This is a genomic window from Thioclava sp. IC9 (genome assembly GCF_002213225.1).
Taxonomy (GTDB): domain Bacteria; phylum Pseudomonadota; class Alphaproteobacteria; order Rhodobacterales; family Rhodobacteraceae; genus Thioclava; species Thioclava nitratireducens.
The window spans coordinates 232,395-248,750 of the sequence record NZ_NBNX01000004.1; the positions used below are offsets into that span (position 1 = coordinate 232,395).

General features: G+C 63.5%; 15 protein-coding genes. 10 read left to right on the forward strand and 5 right to left on the reverse strand.

Features of this window, described 5'->3' with window-relative positions:
• Nucleotides 1–26 precede the first annotated feature (26 nt).
• On the reverse strand, nt 27–1,349 hold the full coding sequence (locus tag B6V76_RS12505; protein WP_088727696.1) for a SpoIIE family protein phosphatase: 1,323 nt from the start codon (nt 1,347–1,349) through the stop codon (nt 27–29).
• Nucleotides 1,350–1,499: 150 nt separating this feature from the next.
• On the opposite strand from B6V76_RS12505, the gene B6V76_RS12510 reads away from it, so the two are divergent.
• Nucleotides 1,500–1,829 carry a histidine kinase gene (locus tag B6V76_RS12510; protein ID WP_075775220.1) on the forward strand — a complete coding sequence of 110 codons (330 nt, stop codon included), beginning with the start codon at nt 1,500–1,502 and terminating at the stop codon, nt 1,827–1,829.
• A gap of 204 nt (nt 1,830–2,033) precedes the next feature.
• Here B6V76_RS12510 and ilvA read toward each other — a convergent pair whose 3' ends face one another.
• Nucleotides 2,034–3,281, reverse strand: a complete 1,248-nt coding sequence (ilvA, locus tag B6V76_RS12515) for a threonine ammonia-lyase IlvA (protein WP_075775456.1) — start codon at nt 3,279–3,281, stop codon at nt 2,034–2,036.
• Nucleotides 3,282–3,466: 185 nt separating this feature from the next.
• Here ilvA and B6V76_RS12520 point away from each other — a divergent pair, with 185 nt between their 5' ends.
• The 3 genes from B6V76_RS12520 to mog all read left to right on the forward strand — a co-directional run bounded on the left by B6V76_RS12520 (nt 3,467) and on the right by mog (nt 6,420).
• Nucleotides 3,467–4,552 (forward strand): hypothetical protein, encoded by a 1,086-nt coding sequence (locus B6V76_RS12520; RefSeq protein WP_088727581.1) that lies wholly within the window; start codon nt 3,467–3,469, stop codon nt 4,550–4,552.
• Nucleotides 4,553–4,657: 105 nt separating this feature from the next.
• The gene (locus B6V76_RS12525) at nt 4,658–5,887 is read left to right on the forward strand and encodes an argininosuccinate synthase (RefSeq protein ID WP_075775222.1); all 1,230 of its coding nucleotides are present in this window, start codon (nt 4,658–4,660) and stop codon (nt 5,885–5,887) included.
• Nucleotides 5,884–6,420 (forward strand): molybdopterin adenylyltransferase, encoded by a 537-nt coding sequence (mog, locus tag B6V76_RS12530; RefSeq protein ID WP_088727582.1) that lies wholly within the window; start codon nt 5,884–5,886, stop codon nt 6,418–6,420. The genes B6V76_RS12525 and mog overlap by 4 nt, the downstream gene beginning before the upstream one ends.
• A 126-nt stretch (nt 6,421–6,546) precedes the next feature.
• On the opposite strand, the gene ubiG is transcribed toward mog, so the two are convergent.
• A complete protein-coding gene (gene ubiG / locus B6V76_RS12535) occupies nt 6,547–7,290 on the reverse strand; it encodes a bifunctional 2-polyprenyl-6-hydroxyphenol methylase/3-demethylubiquinol 3-O-methyltransferase UbiG (RefSeq protein ID WP_088727583.1) in 744 nt (247 codons plus the stop codon).
• A gap of 67 nt (nt 7,291–7,357) precedes the next feature.
• Here ubiG and pip point away from each other — a divergent pair, with 67 nt between their 5' ends.
• From pip to infB, 6 genes are all read left to right on the forward strand, one after another.
• A complete protein-coding gene (gene pip / locus B6V76_RS12540; protein WP_088727584.1) occupies nt 7,358–8,329 on the forward strand; it encodes a prolyl aminopeptidase in 972 nt (323 codons plus the stop codon).
• A 29-nt stretch (nt 8,330–8,358) separates the two neighbouring features.
• Nucleotides 8,359–8,826 (forward strand): TspO/MBR family protein, encoded by a 468-nt coding sequence (locus B6V76_RS12545; RefSeq protein WP_088727585.1) that lies wholly within the window; start codon nt 8,359–8,361, stop codon nt 8,824–8,826.
• A 139-nt stretch (nt 8,827–8,965) separates the two neighbouring features.
• The gene (gene rimP / locus B6V76_RS12550; RefSeq protein ID WP_075775227.1) at nt 8,966–9,547 is read left to right on the forward strand and encodes a ribosome maturation factor RimP; all 582 of its coding nucleotides are present in this window, start codon (nt 8,966–8,968) and stop codon (nt 9,545–9,547) included.
• Between the two features lies 1 nt (nt 9,548).
• The gene (gene nusA, locus B6V76_RS12555) at nt 9,549–11,168 is read left to right on the forward strand and encodes a transcription termination factor NusA (protein WP_075775228.1); all 1,620 of its coding nucleotides are present in this window, start codon (nt 9,549–9,551) and stop codon (nt 11,166–11,168) included.
• A 29-nt stretch (nt 11,169–11,197) separates the two neighbouring features.
• The gene (locus B6V76_RS12560) at nt 11,198–11,827 is read left to right on the forward strand and encodes an RNA-binding protein (RefSeq protein WP_088727586.1); all 630 of its coding nucleotides are present in this window, start codon (nt 11,198–11,200) and stop codon (nt 11,825–11,827) included.
• On the forward strand, nt 11,824–14,352 hold the full coding sequence (gene infB, locus B6V76_RS12565) for a translation initiation factor IF-2 (protein ID WP_075775230.1): 2,529 nt from the start codon (nt 11,824–11,826) through the stop codon (nt 14,350–14,352). The genes B6V76_RS12560 and infB overlap by 4 nt, the downstream gene beginning before the upstream one ends.
• 219 nt (nt 14,353–14,571) lie before the next feature.
• Here infB and mutT read toward each other — a convergent pair whose 3' ends face one another.
• Complete coding sequence (mutT, locus tag B6V76_RS12570) at nt 14,572–14,970, reverse strand: 8-oxo-dGTP diphosphatase MutT (protein WP_075775231.1); 399 nt, start codon at nt 14,968–14,970, stop codon at nt 14,572–14,574.
• Nucleotides 14,967–16,346 (reverse strand): bifunctional glutamate N-acetyltransferase/amino-acid acetyltransferase ArgJ, encoded by a 1,380-nt coding sequence (argJ, locus tag B6V76_RS12575; protein WP_088727587.1) that lies wholly within the window; start codon nt 16,344–16,346, stop codon nt 14,967–14,969. Before argJ ends, mutT begins: the two co-directional genes overlap by 4 nt.
• Between the last annotated feature and the right edge of the window lie 10 nt (nt 16,347–16,356).

Here is a 16,356-nt window from a genome sequence, read left to right on the forward strand (position 1 = left end):
TTCGGTGGGAGCTTAGTTGCGGTGGTTCATCCTCCTGTCGTTTCTGCAATCGGGTCACAGTCGCCATTATCCGAAACGAGCACCGATCGTCGCGCGGTGCTGCCGGGGCCGTGAAATTCCAGAACGCCCGCCGAGACATCGTCCGCGATTTCGCCCTCGGCGAACTGCTCGGTTTCGCGATATATCGCATCCAGCAGCGCTGGGCCCGCCATCCCGGAAAACTTGCGGAGCATCCGGGCCAGTCGGGTCTGATCGATCATCTCGCCGTCTCGGTCACAGGCTTCGGTGATTCCGTCCGAGACCAGAACCAGCCTGTCTCCGGGGGTCAGTTGAACGGTGAAGGTTTCGTAGGTGGCGCCTTCGATCAGACCAATCGGTAGTCCCCCCTCCCCGAGAAACTCCACCGTACCGTTGCGCCGTTGCAGGACCGGATAGGGGTGCCCGGCCTGCACCAGTGCCGCCTTGCCGGTGCGCAGGTCGATATCGGCATAGATTAGCGTGAAATATGTTTCGGTGTTCATCTCGCTCAGCACGAGCTCGTTGAGATGTCGCGCAAGGTCCGCCGGGCGTCGGCCGCGCAATTCACCCTGTTCGTTACGGTAGATTGCGAGGTTCTGGCTGGGGGCGGCGGCGGAGAAGTAGCCCGCAATCCGTGCCATCATCAGAGCCGAGGTAATGCCATGTCCCGACACGTCGATGCCGTAAAGGCCGACCCGGCGTTCGTTGATTGGAAAGTACCCGACGAGGTCGCCGCCGACATGGCCCGCCGGTCGCAAGAGCAACGAGACCTCCGCCGCTTCGAACTGTGCGTGACGTACCCGCACCAAGCTCTGCTGTAGCTTGCGTGCCTCCTGCAGGTCGCGGTCGATCACCTCCTGCGCCGCGCGTAGCAGTCGGTTCTTCTCGGTCAGTTCCTCTTGCATCTTGAGAATGCGGGTTCCCGCGCTGAGCCTTGCGCGAAGCTCCTCTCCGTTGACTGGTTTCGAGAGGAAATCGTCGGCCCCGCTTTCCAAACCGCGCGTGACGTCCGTCTTCTCGGCCTTGGTGGTCAGAAGGATGAAATAGCCGTAGCTGCGTCGCGGCAAGTCGCGGAAGATACGGCAGAATTCGGGGCCGCTCATCCCCGACATCATCCAGTCCGAGATCACGATATCCGGCTCGCACTGGGCGCAGATCGCGATTGCCTCTTCCGCACTTTCAGCCTCGCTCACCTGATAGCCGGAGCGCGCCAATTGCGCCGACAGAATGCGGCGCTGCATCCGGCTGTCGTCTACGACCAGAACGTGCCGCGTCGTGCCCGCCAAGGGTGGTCGGCTCGCGCCAACGGGAACCTCGTGTCTTTGCGCCATCTGCATCATCCGAAACCTCTGCAACCATTGAAACCGCAGATTCCCTAAGATTCGGTGAAAACCGGCCGGCTCAGGCGTTAAGAAAATCGAAACGGTGCGGCCCTATGGTCAGCGTCGGGTGGTGTCGGATCGATTGGCCTGGAGGGCGCGATGATTGATTGGGAACGGGTACAGGAATTGCGCTCTGAAATAGGCGCAGAGGGCTTTTCCGAGGTCGTGGATCTATTTCTCGACGAGGTCGAGGCCGTCGTGATGGCGCTTGGCGGGCGCCCCGATCGGGTCGAAGAAGACCTGCACTTCCTGAAAGGCTCTGCCTGGAATCTTGGTTTTCGCGATTTCGGCGGTGCCTGTCAGAAAGGAGAGCGCATGGCGGCCGCCGGACGCTCCGCGGAGGTCGATCTGGGCGCGATCCGCGAGACCTACAGCTTGTCCAAACTGCAATTCATGGGGCGGCTATCGGAATTCACCCCGGCCGCATAGGTAAGGTGCCAGGTAGATCGCGCAAGCGCTGCATTGCGCAGAACGGAAGATCACAAGCGTGGTTACGGCCAGAGTTCGAAAATTGGTTCGGCTACCGAAGCGGGGCCGTAACTATCGAACTGCGGACGCATCAATGCGGCGCAGTGCAAGGACAACGAAAATCTAACGCCCCCATATGATGGGCGGCCTATCGGAAAGGAGGCGTTAAATAAGAAACTCGGCCAAGGTCTCGTCTTCGGTGATGTCGCGCCAAACGAAGCCCTCGGCGTCGAGCTTAGCGAAGAGCTCTGTGAAGTTCTCGGCGCGTTTGGTCTCGATCCCGATCAGGACCGAGCCGAAATTCCGCGCCGACTTCTTCAGGTATTCGAAGCGCGCGATGTCGTCGTCGGGGCCAAGCATCTGAAGGAAATCCTTCAGGGCACCGGGCCGTTGCGGCAGGCGAAGGATGAAATACTTCTTCAGGCCCGAATAGCGCTGGGCGCGTTCGCGCACTTCCGGCAGCCGCTCGAAATCGAAATTGCCGCCCGAGGTCACGCAGACCACGCGCTTGCCGCGGATCGTATCGGCCAGTTCCGGGAGAATATCGACCGACATCGCGCCGGCGGGTTCCAATACGACGCCTTCGACATTGAGCATCTCGAGCATCGTGATGCAAATGCGATCCTCCGGCGCAAGATGGACTTGCTCGGGCGTGACCCAGCCAAGCTCCGCAAAGGGGCGCGCGCCGATCCGGGCGACTGCGGCACCGTCGACAAAACTGTTCACCTGCGAAATCGTCACGGGTTCATGCGCCTTGACCGCTGCGGTCAGGCTCGCACCGCCCAAGGGCTCGACGAAGCGGAATTCCGTCCCGGGGGCGGTCGCGCGAAGATAGCCGGTGACGCCCGCGGCCAAGCCCCCGCCGCCCACGGGCAGGATTACCATATCCGGCGCGCCGCCCAGTTGGTCGAGGATCTCCACCCCGACCGAGGCCTGTCCCTCGATCACATCCGGATCGTCGAACGGGGCGAGGAAATGCGCTCCGGCGTCGCGGCAAAATTCCTGCGCCGAGGCGAGCGTGTCGTCGAAATAGTCGCCGGTCAGAACGATCTCGACCGCATCGCCACCAAAGGTCTTGGTCTTGTCGATCTTCTGCTGCGGCGTCGTGACCGGCATGAAGATCGTGCCTTTCACCCCGAAATGCCGACAGGCGAAGGCCACGCCCTGCGCATGGTTTCCGGCGCTCGCGCAGACGAAATGCGCCGCCGACGGGTCGCGTTCGCGCAATTTCCGCATGGCGGTGAAGGCACCACGAATCTTGTAGGAGCGCACCGGCGTCAGGTCCTCGCGCTTGAGCCAGACCTCCGCCTCGAAGCGTTTCGACAAATGCGCATTGAGTTGCAGCGGCGTCGGCTCGAAGAGCGCACGCAGCGCGCGGGTGGCGGCTTGGGCGGAAAGGGCGAACTCACTCATAAGGAAAGCCATGACGAAGCTGCACCGCTCTTGCAAGGGGGAAGGCCGTTCGGCGGGACTACGCGCAACCCGGGGGCGCTTTGGGCGAAGCTTTGCGCATTTTGCAAAGGCCGCCGCTTTTTTGCCCACTTTCGACGGTATTCGTGCTGAAAACGTGTCGCGAGCAACAAAAAGAGGAGGGCCGCATGCGCCTGAGAAAAACTTCGATCGTCGCCCTTGTCGCGGCGAGCTTCGTCGTCGCCCCGGTGGCGACCAGCCATTTCACCGGCGCGGATGCCGCGTTTGCCAAGAACGGCAATGGCGGTGGGAACGGTGGCGGCAATGGCGGTGGCCATGGCGGCGGCAACGGGGGCGGCAACGGCCACGCGGGCGGCAAATCCGGCGCGGCGGGCAAATCCGCATCGGCCGGGCGTCCCACGAGCCCGGGCAATTCCGGCAAAGCTGCCACGCATGGCGGCGGCCCGGCGAAATTCCTCGACGATCTCTTCTCCGGCAAACTTAACAACAAGTCGCAACACAGCAGCCGCTCCACCGTGAAGACGGCGTCGCGCGGTACGACCGCGACGAAGAAACGCTCGACCACCCCGACCGAATACGCGGTCAACGAGTCGCCGCGTCCGAACGGCAAGCCGAGTCTGAGCGAGGATGAGCTGCGCAATCACGGCGCGCTGGCCTCCGAACTGAAAGGCCTGAATGCCGCCCATGCCAGCGCGACAGCGCTCGCCAACGCCTCGCCGAACAGCCAGGTGGGTCGGATTGCAGCCTATCGCGACACGGTTCTGTCTGCGGCCGAGGCCGAGCAGAACCTGACTGACGCGCAGGATGCGCTGGCGGCACTTGAATCGCAGGATGTCCGCAGCGTGGAGGATATCCAGGTAGCGATCGATGAGCTTGACCCCGAGGCGGAGGGCTATGATGCGCAGCTCGCGCCGCTGGAGGAAGAACTGGCGGCAGCGACGACCTATGAGGCCGATCTGGCCGCTGCGCAGCAGAAGGTCACCGATCTGGAAACCGAGATCGCGAACTCCGCTACGAACGAAAACGATGCGCTTCTCGCCGCCTCGAACGGTCGCGAGCTTTCGCCCGAGGCGCTCGCCTATCTGCACCAACTGCTTGACCTGCCCCCGCCGGAGACCGCGACGGCAAAGCCGCCCGCCGATGGTGATGTGGCGACCGGCGACGGCACGACCGGGGACGGCACCGTCGAAGGCGATCTCGCCGCGACCGGGGAAACCACCGATCCGCTCGTGGATCCGTCCACCGAGAGCTGATCTCGCTTAAAGCCGATGCGAAAGGGCCGTCCTTCGGGGCGGCCCTTGTTCATTGGAAAAAAAGCTTCTATTCCGTCGCGGAACAAGAAAACCGGGAGATGCCGTATGTCCGCGCCCAAGAAAGTCGTGCTTGCCTATTCGGGCGGCCTCGATACCTCGATCATCCTGAAATGGCTGCAGACCGAATACGGCTGCGAGGTCATCACCTACACCGCCGATCTCGGCCAAGGCGAGGAACTCGAGCCGGCGCGCAAGAAGGCAGAGATGCTCGGCATCAAGCCGGAGAACATCCATATTCTCGACGCGCGCGAGGAATTCGTCCGCGATTTCGTCTTCCCGATGTTCCGCGCCAATGCGGTCTACGAGGGGCTCTATCTGCTGGGCACCTCGATCGCGCGCCCGCTGATCTCCAAGCATCTCGTCGAGATCGCGCATCAGCACGGCGCCGATGCGGTGGCGCATGGTGCGACCGGCAAGGGCAACGATCAGGTCCGCTTCGAGCTGTCGGCCTATGCGCTCGACCCGTCGATCAAGGTGATCGCGCCGTGGCGCGAATGGGATCTGTCCTCGCGCACCAAACTCTTGGAATTCGCCGAGGCCAACCAGATCCCGATCGCAAAGGACAAGCGCGGCGAAGCGCCTTTCTCGGTCGATGCGAACCTGCTGCACACCTCGTCCGAGGGGAAGGTGCTGGAAGACCCGGCAGATATGGCGCCCGATTACGTCTACCAGCGCACCGACGATCCGATCACGCAGGCTCCGAACGAGCCCGAATATATCGAGATCGGTTTCGAGAAGGGTGACGCGGTCTCGATCAACGGCGAGGCGATGTCGCCCGCGACAATCCTCACCAAGCTGAACGAATACGGCAAAAAGCACGGCATCGGCCGTCTCGATTTCGTCGAGAACCGCTTCGTCGGCATGAAGTCGCGCGGCGTCTACGAGACTCCCGGCGGCACGATCCTGCTGGAGGCCCACCGCGGCATCGAGCAGATCACGCTCGACAGCGGCGCAGGCCACCTGAAGGATTCGATCATGCCGCGCTATGCCGAGCTGATCTATAACGGCTTCTGGTTCTCGCCCGAGCGTGAGGCGCTGCAGGCGCTGATCGACAAGACGCAGGAATATGTCACCGGCACGGTGAAGCTGATGCTCTTCAAGGGCGCGGCCCGGACCGTGGCGCGCTGGTCGGATTATTCGCTCTATTCCGAGGCCCATGTGACCTTCGAGGAGGACGCAGGTGCCTACGATCAGAAAGACGCGGCGGGCTTCATCCAGCTCAACGCGCTGCGCCTGAAGCTGATCGCAACCCGCAACGCGCGAGTGAAGAAATGAGTTTTTCGCAGCCCAAGGCCGCCATCGTCACCGTCTCCGACCGCGCGTCCCGGGGCGAATACGAGGACAAGGGCGGTCCGGGCTGCGAGGACTATCTCCGCGGCGTGGTCACCTCGCCGCTGGAGATCGAGCGTCACATCATCCCCGATGGGCGCGAGAGCGTCGCGGCAAAGCTGCGCGAGCTGGTCGAGGCGGAAGCCGATCTGATCCTGATCACCGGCGGCACCGGTCCCGCGCCGCGCGACGAGACGCCCGAGGGCTGCTTCGACGTGATCGAGAAGGAACTCGCGGGCTTCGGCGAAGAAATGCGCCGCGCGAGCCTGCTCGAAGTGCCGACCGCCATTCTGTCGCGCCAGTCGGCAGGGATCGCGGGAAAATCGCTGATCATCATGGTGCCGGGAAAACCCTCGGCCATTGCGACCTGCCTCGATGCGGTCTTCGCCGCCGTGCCCTACTGCCTCGACCTGATCGGCGCGGGCTATATCGAGACCGATCCGGCCCGGATCAGAGCCTTCCGTCCGAAGAAGAAGTAAGAGGGGGCGCTGTCCCCGTCTCTTTCAGAGAGACCCCCGGGATATTCGACCGGGGCGAAAATCACCTCTCTTCGTGTTGGCCGAAATATCCCGGGGTGAATGCCGAAGGCAGAGGGGCAGCGCCCCTTACCGCTTCACCGCTGCGATGGCGTAATTCACCGAAAGATCGCGCTCCGAGAGTGACCATGTCCACGCCAGCGGGTTGAACACCATCCCACAGCGGTCGACCGGGTCGAGCCCTGCGTTGCGCGACAGCACGTAAAGCTCGTCGGGCGTGACGAATTTCGACCATTCATGCGTGCCCACCGGCAGCCAGCGCATCACCCGCTCGGCGCCGATGATCGCGACCATGTAGCTTTTCGGATTGCGGTTCAGCGTCGAGCAGATCATCAGCCCGCCCGGCCTCATCAGGCTCTGGATCGTGTTCACGAAGCCCTGCGGATCGGCGACGTGTTCGATGATCTCCATCGCGAGGACGACATCGAATTGCTCACCCTTCGCGGCCAGATCTTCCGCCGCGCAATGGCGGTAATCGATTTCGAGACCCGACTGTTCGGCATGCAGCCGCGCGACGGGGATATTCCCTTCCGCCGCATCCGCCCCCACGACCTCGGCCCCGAGCCGCGCCATCGGTTCGGACAGAAGCCCGCCGCCGCAGCCGATATCCAGCAGGCGCAGCCCCTCGAACGGGCGCGGCGCTTTCAGGTCACGGCCGAACTGGGTGGCGATCTGGGTGGTGATGTAGTCGAGACGGCAGGGGTTGAGCATATGCAGCGGTTTGAACTTGCCGTTCGGGTCCCACCATTCGGCGGCCATCGCTTCGAATTTGGCGACTTCGGACGGGTCGATGCTGTTTGTCGGATCTGCCATTGCTCTCCTCGCATTGATTTTAGGGCAGCCCATGGCGGGCGCGCCTTTTGCTCTATATAGTCCGGATATGGACAGAACTGCAGGGCAAAAGCGCGCATCGGGCGCCCATCTTTATCCGCCGATCGAGCCTTTCGATCAGCGCCGGATCGACGTGGGCGATGGCCATATTCTTTATGTCGAGCAATCCGGCCATCCCCAGGGCCAGCCGGTCGTCGTCTGCCACGGCGGACCGGGCGGCGGCTGCTCGCCGACGATGCGGCGATTCTTCGATCCGCAGCATTACCGGGTCATCCTGTTCGATCAGCGCGGCTGCGGTCTGTCGCGCCCGCATGCCAGCGTCGCCGACAACACGACATGGCATCTGATCGCGGATATGGAGCAGATCCGCCGGACGCTCGGCATCGACAGGTGGATGGTTTTCGGCGGCAGTTGGGGGGCGACACTGGCGTTGCTTTATGCGCAGGCGCATCCCGACCGGGCCTCGAACCTGATTCTTCGGGGCGTCTTTCTTGCGACGCAGGCGGAGCTCGACTGGTTCTACGGCGGCGGCGCGGGGAATTTCTATCCCGACCTCTGGGCGAATTTCCGGCGTCCGATTCCGGAGGACGAGCAGCACGATCTGATCGGCGCCTATCACAAGCGGCTCTTTTCGGGCGACTACATGGCCGAAGCGCGGTATGCGCGGCACTGGGCGATGTGGGAGAACGCGCTGGCGTCGGTGCGCTATGACGGTCCGCCGGGCGAAGCCTCGCCCGATTACGCGCGTGCCTTCGCGCGGCTCGAGAACCACTATTTCCAGAACGCGGCCTTCCTTGAAGAGGACGGCCAGATCCTGCGCGACCGCTACAAGATCGAGCATATCCCGACGACGATCGTGCAGGGGCGGCTCGACATGATCTGTCCGCCGACTTCGGCCTATCGGCTGGCGCAGGGCTGGGCGCTGGCGAAGCTTCAGCTGGTGCCGATGGCAGGACATGCGCTTTCCGAGCCGGGGATCACGGCCGGGCTTGTCCGCGCGATGGATGAGCTTAGATCCTGATCTGACACCGGATTTCCATCGAGGCCGCCATGACGCTCACCTATTTCCTGCTGTTTCTCGCGGCCTCCGCGGCTGCGGCTGCAACCGGCATCATCTTCAAGCCGGGCGAATGGTATGTCGGCTTGAAGAAGCCGGGCTTCACGCCGCCGAACTGGGTGTTTCCCGTGGCCTGGACTTATCTCTATGTCTCGGTCGCCTACGCTGCGGCGCGCATCGCCCCCGAGGCCCGAAGCCAGATCGCGCTTGCGCTGTTTGCGGTGCAGATCGCGCTGAACACGCTCTGGACGCCGGTGTTCTTCGGGGCGCATCGGTTGTGGCTCGGGCTCCTCGTCCTGATCTGTCTGTGGGTCGCCGTAGCGGCGATGATGCTGGCCTTCCTGCAGCTCGATATGCTGGCCGGATTGCTGGTCTTCCCCTATCTCGTCTGGCTGACATTGGCGGGCGCGCTGAACTTCCGCGTCTGGCGCGACAACCCGAGGGCGGGTGCCCAAACCTGATTCCACTTGCGGAATCTGCGATACAGGACTATATCGCCTTCAACAGCGGCGCGCCGGGGTCCAAACCTGACGCCCACCGGAAACGTGTGACGGGCCGCAACGGCCCGTTTTTTGTTTTTGTAGGATCGGAAAGAGAGACATGACCGACCTGATCGCCAAGACCGCCATCGACCGGCGTCTGGCCGAGATCGTGACCCCCGTGATCGAGGGGCTGGGCTTCGAGCTCGTGCGGCTGCGGCTGCAGGGCGGCAAGACGGCCACGCTTCAGATCATGGCAGACCGCCCCGATGGCGGCATCGTCGTGGACGATTGCGCCGCGATCTCGACTGCCGTGTCCGCGGCCCTCGACGTGGAAGACCCGATCGAGGACAAATATACGCTCGAAGTGTCGTCGCCCGGCATCGATCGCCCGCTGACGCGCTTCAAGGATTTCGACATCTGGGAAGGCTACGAGGCGAAGATCGAGACTTCCGAGCAGATCGACGGGCGCAAGCGCTTCAAGGGTATCCTGCGCGGCACCGAAGGCTCGGAAATCCTGATCGAGCTGGACGAGAACGGCGAAGACGTCGTGATCGGCCTCCAGTTCGACTGGCTCGCGGATGCGAAGCTGGTGCTGACCGATGAGCTGATCGACGAGATGCTGCGCCAGAAGAAGGCGACCGAAGGCGTCGACGAAGCTGAATTTGACGAGATTGACGATTCCCCCGAGGAGGAGAACTGAGATGGCCATCACGGCAGCCAACCAGCTTGAGCTTCTGCAGACCGCCGAGGCGGTGGCGCGCGAAAAGATGATCGACCCGGATCTGGTGATCCAGGCGATGGAAGAGAGTCTCGCGCGTGCGGCGAAGTCGCGTTACGGCGCGGAGATGGACATCCGCGTCTCGATCGATCGCAAGACCGGCAAGGCGACCTTCACCCGTGTCCGCACCGTCGTCGAAGACGAGGATCTGGAGAACTATCAGGCCGAGCTGACCGTCGAGCAGGCGAAGCAGTATCTCGAAAATCCCTCGGTCGGCGATGAGATCGTCGACGAGGTGCCGCCGGTCGATCTGGGCCGCATCGCCGCGCAATCGGCCAAGCAGGTCATCCTGCAGAAGGTCCGCGAAGCCGAGCGTGATCGCCAGTACGAAGAGTTCAAGGACCGCGTCGGCACGATCATCAACGGCATCGTCAAGCGCGAGGAATACGGCAACATCATCGTCGATGTGGGCCGTGGCGAAGCGATTCTGCGCCGCAACGAGAAGATCGGCCGCGAGAGCTATCGCCCGAACGACCGTATCCGTGCCTATGTGAAAGACGTACGCCGCGAGACCCGTGGCCCGCAGATCTTCCTCAGCCGCACCGCGCCGGAATTCATGGCCGAACTGTTCAAGATGGAAGTGCCGGAAATCTACGACGGCATCATCGAGATCAAGGCCGTGGCCCGCGATCCGGGTTCGCGCGCGAAGATCGGCGTCATCTCCTATGACAACTCGATCGATCCGGTCGGCGCCTGTGTCGGTATGCGCGGTTCGCGCGTACAGGCCGTCGTCGGCGAGCTTCAGGGCGAGAAGATCGACATCATCCCGTGGAACGAAGATCAGGCGACCTTCCTCGTGAACGCGCTGCAGCCGGCCGAAGTGTCGAAAGTGGTGATCGACGAGGAAGCGCAGAAGATCGAAGTCGTGGTGCCGGACGAGCAACTGTCGCTCGCCATCGGCCGCCGCGGTCAGAACGTGCGTCTGGCCTCGCAGCTGACCGGTCTCGATATCGACATCCTGACCGAGGCCGAGGAATCGGCGCGCCGTCAGGCCGAATTCGCCGAGCGCACCAAGCTGTTCGTCGACGCGCTGGACCTCGACGAGTTCTTCGCGCAGCTTCTCGTGGCCGAGGGCTTCACCTCGCTCGAGGAAGTGGCCTATGTCGAGATGGACGAGTTGCTGTCGATCGAAGGCGTGGACGAGGACACTGCAGGCGAACTGCAGGCCCGTGCCCGCGACGTGATCGAAGAGCAGAACCGCAAGGCGCTGGAGGCGGCGAAGGAAATGGGCGTCGAGCAGTCGCTGTTCGACTTCGAAGGCCTGACCCCGCAGATGATCGAGGCGCTCGCGAAAGACGACGTCAAGACGCTGGAAGATTTCGCGACCTGCGCCGACTGGGAACTGGCCGGTGGCTGGACCACGGTCGACGGTCAGCGCGTGAAGGATGAAGGTCTGCTCGAGAAATTCGACGTGAGCCTCGAGGAGGCGCAGAACCTGATCATGACCGCGCGTATTCAGCTGGGCTGGGTTGACCCGTCCGAGCTGGAAGGCGACGCGGAAGACGAAGGCGAAGAGGAAACCGCGGAGGAGGCCGAGGCGTAAGCCTCGGTCCCGACCGGAGAGGAGCTTAGATGAGTCGCGGCGGAAAGCCGAAAAATCACGACGAGCCCGAACGGCGCTGCATCGTCACCGGCGATGTTCAGCCGAAGGCGGGGCTTGTCCGCTTCGTGGTCGGACCCGACGGGATGGTCTACCCGGACGTGGCGGGCAAGCTGCCCGGCCGCGGAATCTGGGTGACGTCCGATCGCGGCATCATCGAGACGGCGATGAAAAAGGGATTGTTCCCCCGTGCAGCCAAGCAGGCGGTCAAAACCCCTGAGAATCTGGTGGAATTGGTGGAACAGGCCCTTGCCTCTCGCGTTGTGGAGCTTATTTCTCTGGAGCGAAAGGCCGGCAAAGCGATTGTCGGCTTCGAGAAGGTCAAGGGCTGGCTGGCCGAGGGGCGCGCGAAAGTGCTGCTTCAGGCAAGCGACGGCTCGGACAGGGGCAAGGGCAAGCTTTGGACGCCCGAAGGCGGGCGCTGGTTCGGCTGCCTCACCTCTCAGGAATTGGGTTTGGCATTCGGCCGCGATCGTGCGATACACGGCGCGCTTGCAGCCGGTGGCCTCACCCGGCGCGTAATTGAAGACGCATCGAGGCTTGCGGGCGTACGCAAGCAGGACGGCGGCAAGGCCGCCATGAAGGATACGAAGACGGCATGAGCGATACGGACGGCAAAAAGACTCTCGGACTGGGCGGCGGGCGCCCCGGGCAGGTGAAGCAAAGCTTCTCGCACGGGCGCACTAAGAACGTCGTGGTCGAGACGAAAGGCAAGAAGCGGGTGCTGAACAAACCGGCGGCAGGCGCTGGTAAGGGCGGGGGCAACAAACCCTCCCTTGGCGATCCGTCGAAGCGCCCCGCCGGGATTTCCGACGCCGAGATGGAGCGTCGCCTGAAGGCGCTTCAGGCCGCGAAGGCGCGCGAGGCCGAAGAGGCCGCCGCCCGCGAGGCCGAGGAAAAAGCCCGCGAAGAAGAGCGCGAGCGTCGTCGCGCCGAGGCTGAGGCCAAGGAGCGCGAGGAGCGTGAACGCGAAGCGGCCCTGAAGGCCAAGGAAGAAGAGGACGAGCGCAAGAAGCGCGAGGCCGAACTTCGCGACAAGAAGAAAGAAGAGATCCGCAAGGGCGGACCGAAGAAAGATGCGCCGGTCGATCAGGCCGCGGTCGAAGCAGCGGCTGCCCGCGCCGAGACCAAGGGCGTCTCCTCCTCGGGGCCGCGCAAGACGGATCGCGAGCGTGACACGCGCAACGATCGCAACAACGATCGTAACAACAAGGGCAACGACCGCGGCAACCGCCGTTCGGGCAAGCTCTCCTTGAGCGATGCGCTTTCGGGTGGCGAAGGCCGCCAGCGTTCGCTTGCCGCGATGAAGCGCAAGCAGGAAAAAGCGCGCCAGAAGGCGATGGGCGGTACGCAGCGTGCTGAAAAGCAGTCCCGCGAAGTGCAGCTCCCCGAGACGATCATCGTGTCGGAACTCGCCAACCGTATGGCGGAGCGCGCCGCGGATGTGGTCAAAACGCTCATGAAGATGGGCATGATGGTCACCGCGAACCAGACGCTCGACGCCGATACCGCCGAATATGTGATCGAGGAATTCGGTCATAAGGCCGTGCGCGTGTCGGATGCGGATGTCGAGCAGGTCATCGATCAGGTCGACGACAAGGAAGAAGATCTGCAGCCGCGCCCGCCGATCGTCACGATCATGGGTCACGTCGACCACGGCAAGACCTCGCTGCTCGACGCGATCCGCAAGGCGAACGTCGTCTCGGGTGAGGCTGGCGGGATCACGCAGCACATCGGCGCCTATCAGGTGCAGACCGAGAGCGGCGCGACGCTGTCCTTCCTGGATACGCCCGGCCACGCGGCCTTTACCTCGATGCGCGCACGCGGTGCGAATGTCACCGATATCGTGGTGCTCGTGGTGGCGGCCGATGACTCGGTGATGCCGCAGACCATCGAAGCGATCAATCACTCGAAGGCCGCTGGCGTTCCGATGATCGTCGCGATCAACAAGTGCGACAAGCCCGAGGCGAACGCCCAGAAGGTCCGCACCGAGCTTCTGCAGCACGAAGTCGTCGTCGAAGAGATGTCGGGTGACGTGCAGGACGTGGAAGTTTCGGCGAAGACTGGCAAGGGTCTCGACGAACTGCTCGAAGCGATCGCGCTTCAGGCCGAACTGCTCGAACTCAAGGCCAACCCCGATCGCGCCGCGCAAGGTGCGGTGATCGAGGCGAAGCTCGACGTGGGCCGTGGCCCGGTCGCGACGGTTCTGGTGCAGAATGGCACGCTGCGCAAAGGCGACATCTTCGTTGTCGGCGAGCAGTGGGGTAAGGTCCGCGCGCTGATCAACGACAAGGGCGACCGCGTCGATGAGGCCGGTCCGTCGGTTCCGGTCGAGGTGCTCGGCATCAACGGCACGCCCGAGGCTGGCGACGTTCTCAACGTCGTCGAGACCGAGGCGCAGGCCCGCGAGATCGCCGAATACCGCGAGCAGGCTGCGAAGGACAAACGCGCCGCTGCCGGTGCCGCGACGACGCTGGAACAGCTGATGGCGAAAGCCAAGGCCGACGAAAGCGTCACCGAACTGCCCGTGCTGGTGAAGGCCGACGTGCAGGGCTCGGCGGAAGCGATCGTTCAGGCGCTCGAGAAGGTCGGCAACGAAGAGGTGCGCGTCCGTGTGCTGCATTCGGGCGTCGGTGCAATCACCGAATCCGACATCACGCTGGCCGAGGCGTCCAACGCGCCGGTCATCGGGTTCAACGTTCGTGCCAATGCGCCTGCGCGCAACGCCGCGAACCAGAAGGGCGTCGAGATCCGCTACTACTCGATCATCTACGATCTGGTGGACGACATCAAAGCTGCCGCTTCGGGCCTCCTGTCGGCCGAGATCCGCGAACACTTCATCGGCTATGCCGAGATCCTCGAAGTGTTCAAGGTCACCGGCGTCGGCAAGGTTGCTGGTTGCCGCGTCACCGAGGGTGTCGCCCGTCGTTCGGCTGGCGTGCGCCTGCTGCGTGACAACGTGGTGATCCACGAAGGCACGCTGAAGACGCTCAAGCGCTTCAAGGACGAGGTCAAGGAAGTGCCCTCCGGTCAGGAATGTGGTATGGCCTTCGAGAAATACGACGATATCCGCCCCGGCGATGTCATCGAGATTTTCGAGCGCGAAGAGGTCGAGCGGACGCTCTGATCCTTCGGGACCATCCTACAGATATGAAAACGGGGGCCTTCGCGCCCCCGTTTTGCATTTGTGGTTATGATTTGCGGGCTCTGGGCGTGCGGTTCTTACTTTGCGCGCCCGCTAGAAGCGCAAGCTCTGGAGGATCCGCGACAAATAAGTGAACCGAGGCTGGGCAGGTGCGAGAGATTGCGGATAGGATCACGAAGGTTAATCGCGTCCGGACTCCGCTCAGAGCCAGTCGCGCAGGATGGGGATCAGCGGGATATCCGCTGGCGGCATCTCGTAATCGCGCAGATCGCGCGCCCGCGCCCAGGCGAGCGTTTGTCCCTCGCGGGGGCTGACGATCCCCTGCCACTTGCGGCAGGCAAAGAGCGGCATCAGCAGGTGAAAGTCGTCATAGGCGTGGCTGGCGAAGGTCAGCGGCGCGAGGCAGCTCTGATGGGTCTGGATGCCCAGTTCTTCGTCCAGCTCGCGGATCAGCGCGGCCTCGGGCGTCTCGCCCGGCTCGACCTTGCCACCGGGAAACTCCCAGAGACCCGCCATCGACTTGCCCTCGGGGCGCTGTGCCAGAAGCACGCGCCCGTCGGCGTCGATCAGGGCGACGGCGGATACCAGAACCATCTTCACGAACGATAATCCGCGTTAATGTCGATGTAGCGGTGGGTGAGATCGCAGGTCCAGACCGATTTCGATGCGCGACCGAGCCCGAGATCGACGCCAATCACCAACTCGTCATTCTTCATATAGGCGCTCGCGGCCTCTTCGGAGTAATCCGGCACGCGCCAGCCTTTCTCGGCCACCACCATGTCCCCGAAGGAAATCTTGAGCTTGTCGCGATCGGCCTCGGCCCCGGACTTGCCGACGGCCGCCACCACGCGGCCCCAGTTCGCGTCCTCGCCCGCGATTGCGGTCTTCACCAGCGGCGAATTCGCGATCGACATCGCGATCTTATGCGCGTCCTCGTTCGAGCGCGCCCGCGTCACGCGGATCTCGACGAACTTGGTGGCGCCTTCGCCGTCTTTCACGACCTGATGTGCGAGATCCATCATCACGCCGCGCAGACCGGCCTCGAACGCCTTCGCCGGCTCCGAGCGCAGATCGGCGATCTCGGCGGCGTCGGATTTCCCGGTCGCCGCGACGATCAGCGCATCCGAGGTCGACGTATCGCTGTCCACGGTGATCGCGTTGAACGTGTCATCCACCTGCCGCGACAGCATCTTTTGCAGCCGCGCCGGCGTGATTTTCGCATCGGTGAAGATATAGACCAGCATCGTCGCCATGTTCGGCGCGATCATCCCCGAGCCTTTCGCGATCCCGGCGATCTTGATCTTGCCGCCTTCGCCCTGAACTTCGGCAAAGGCGCCTTTGGGATAGGTATCGGTCGTCATGATCGCGCGCGCGGCATCCTCGATCCCGGCAGGGGAGAGGCGCTGCGTCAGGCTGTCGATCACCGCGACGATCTTGTCATGGGGAAGCGGCTCGCCAATGACGCCGGTGGAGGAGGAGAACACGCGGCTGATCGGCATGTCGAGCGCCTGAGCCACCGCTCCGGTGACCTTGTCGACGCTCTCCTGACCGCGTTTCCCGGTGAACGCGTTGGCATTGCCGGAGTTGACTATGATCGCGGCACCGGCGTCGTCCGGCGCGCGCATCGCAAGCTTTTCCTGACAATCGAGAACGCAGGCCGCGCGGGTGGAGGACGTGGTGAACACGCCCGCGATCGAAGCGCCCGGCGCAATCCGCGCCAGCATCACGTCGGTGCGGCCGGCATATTTGACCCCCGCCGCGGCGGAGGCGAATTCGACCCCCGCGATTTCCGGAAGATCGGGAAATTTCGCGGGGGCGAGCGGCGAGATCGTGACCGATTTCGCCTTGGTCTGTGCCGCAGGGGCGGCAGGGGCGGGCGCGTCGGAAAGGTCGGACTTCAGCGCCTTCACCTTGGCGCGGAGCTTTTTGACCTTGGCCTTCAGCTCCTTGGTGTCCTTCGACTTTTTCTTCGCCATCGCGCCCGCC

Coding starts and splice junctions, on each gene's coding strand:
- B6V76_RS12505 (WP_088727696.1), bottom strand. CDS start 1,349: ATGGCGCAAAGACACGAGGTTCCCGTTGGCGCGAGCCGACCACCCTTG.
- B6V76_RS12510 (WP_075775220.1), top strand. CDS start 1,500: ATGATTGATTGGGAACGGGTACAGGAATTGCGCTCTGAAATAGGCGCA.
- ilvA (WP_075775456.1), bottom strand. CDS start 3,281: ATGAGTGAGTTCGCCCTTTCCGCCCAAGCCGCCACCCGCGCGCTGCGT.
- B6V76_RS12520 (WP_088727581.1), top strand. CDS start 3,467: ATGCGCCTGAGAAAAACTTCGATCGTCGCCCTTGTCGCGGCGAGCTTC.
- B6V76_RS12525 (WP_075775222.1), top strand. CDS start 4,658: ATGTCCGCGCCCAAGAAAGTCGTGCTTGCCTATTCGGGCGGCCTCGAT.
- mog (WP_088727582.1), top strand. CDS start 5,884: ATGAGTTTTTCGCAGCCCAAGGCCGCCATCGTCACCGTCTCCGACCGC.
- ubiG (WP_088727583.1), bottom strand. CDS start 7,290: ATGGCAGATCCGACAAACAGCATCGACCCGTCCGAAGTCGCCAAATTC.
- pip (WP_088727584.1), top strand. CDS start 7,358: ATGGACAGAACTGCAGGGCAAAAGCGCGCATCGGGCGCCCATCTTTAT.
- B6V76_RS12545 (WP_088727585.1), top strand. CDS start 8,359: ATGACGCTCACCTATTTCCTGCTGTTTCTCGCGGCCTCCGCGGCTGCG.
- rimP (WP_075775227.1), top strand. CDS start 8,966: ATGACCGACCTGATCGCCAAGACCGCCATCGACCGGCGTCTGGCCGAG.
- nusA (WP_075775228.1), top strand. CDS start 9,549: ATGGCCATCACGGCAGCCAACCAGCTTGAGCTTCTGCAGACCGCCGAG.
- B6V76_RS12560 (WP_088727586.1), top strand. CDS start 11,198: ATGAGTCGCGGCGGAAAGCCGAAAAATCACGACGAGCCCGAACGGCGC.
- infB (WP_075775230.1), top strand. CDS start 11,824: ATGAGCGATACGGACGGCAAAAAGACTCTCGGACTGGGCGGCGGGCGC.
- argJ (WP_088727587.1), bottom strand. CDS start 16,346: ATGGCGAAGAAAAAGTCGAAGGACACCAAGGAGCTGAAGGCCAAGGTC.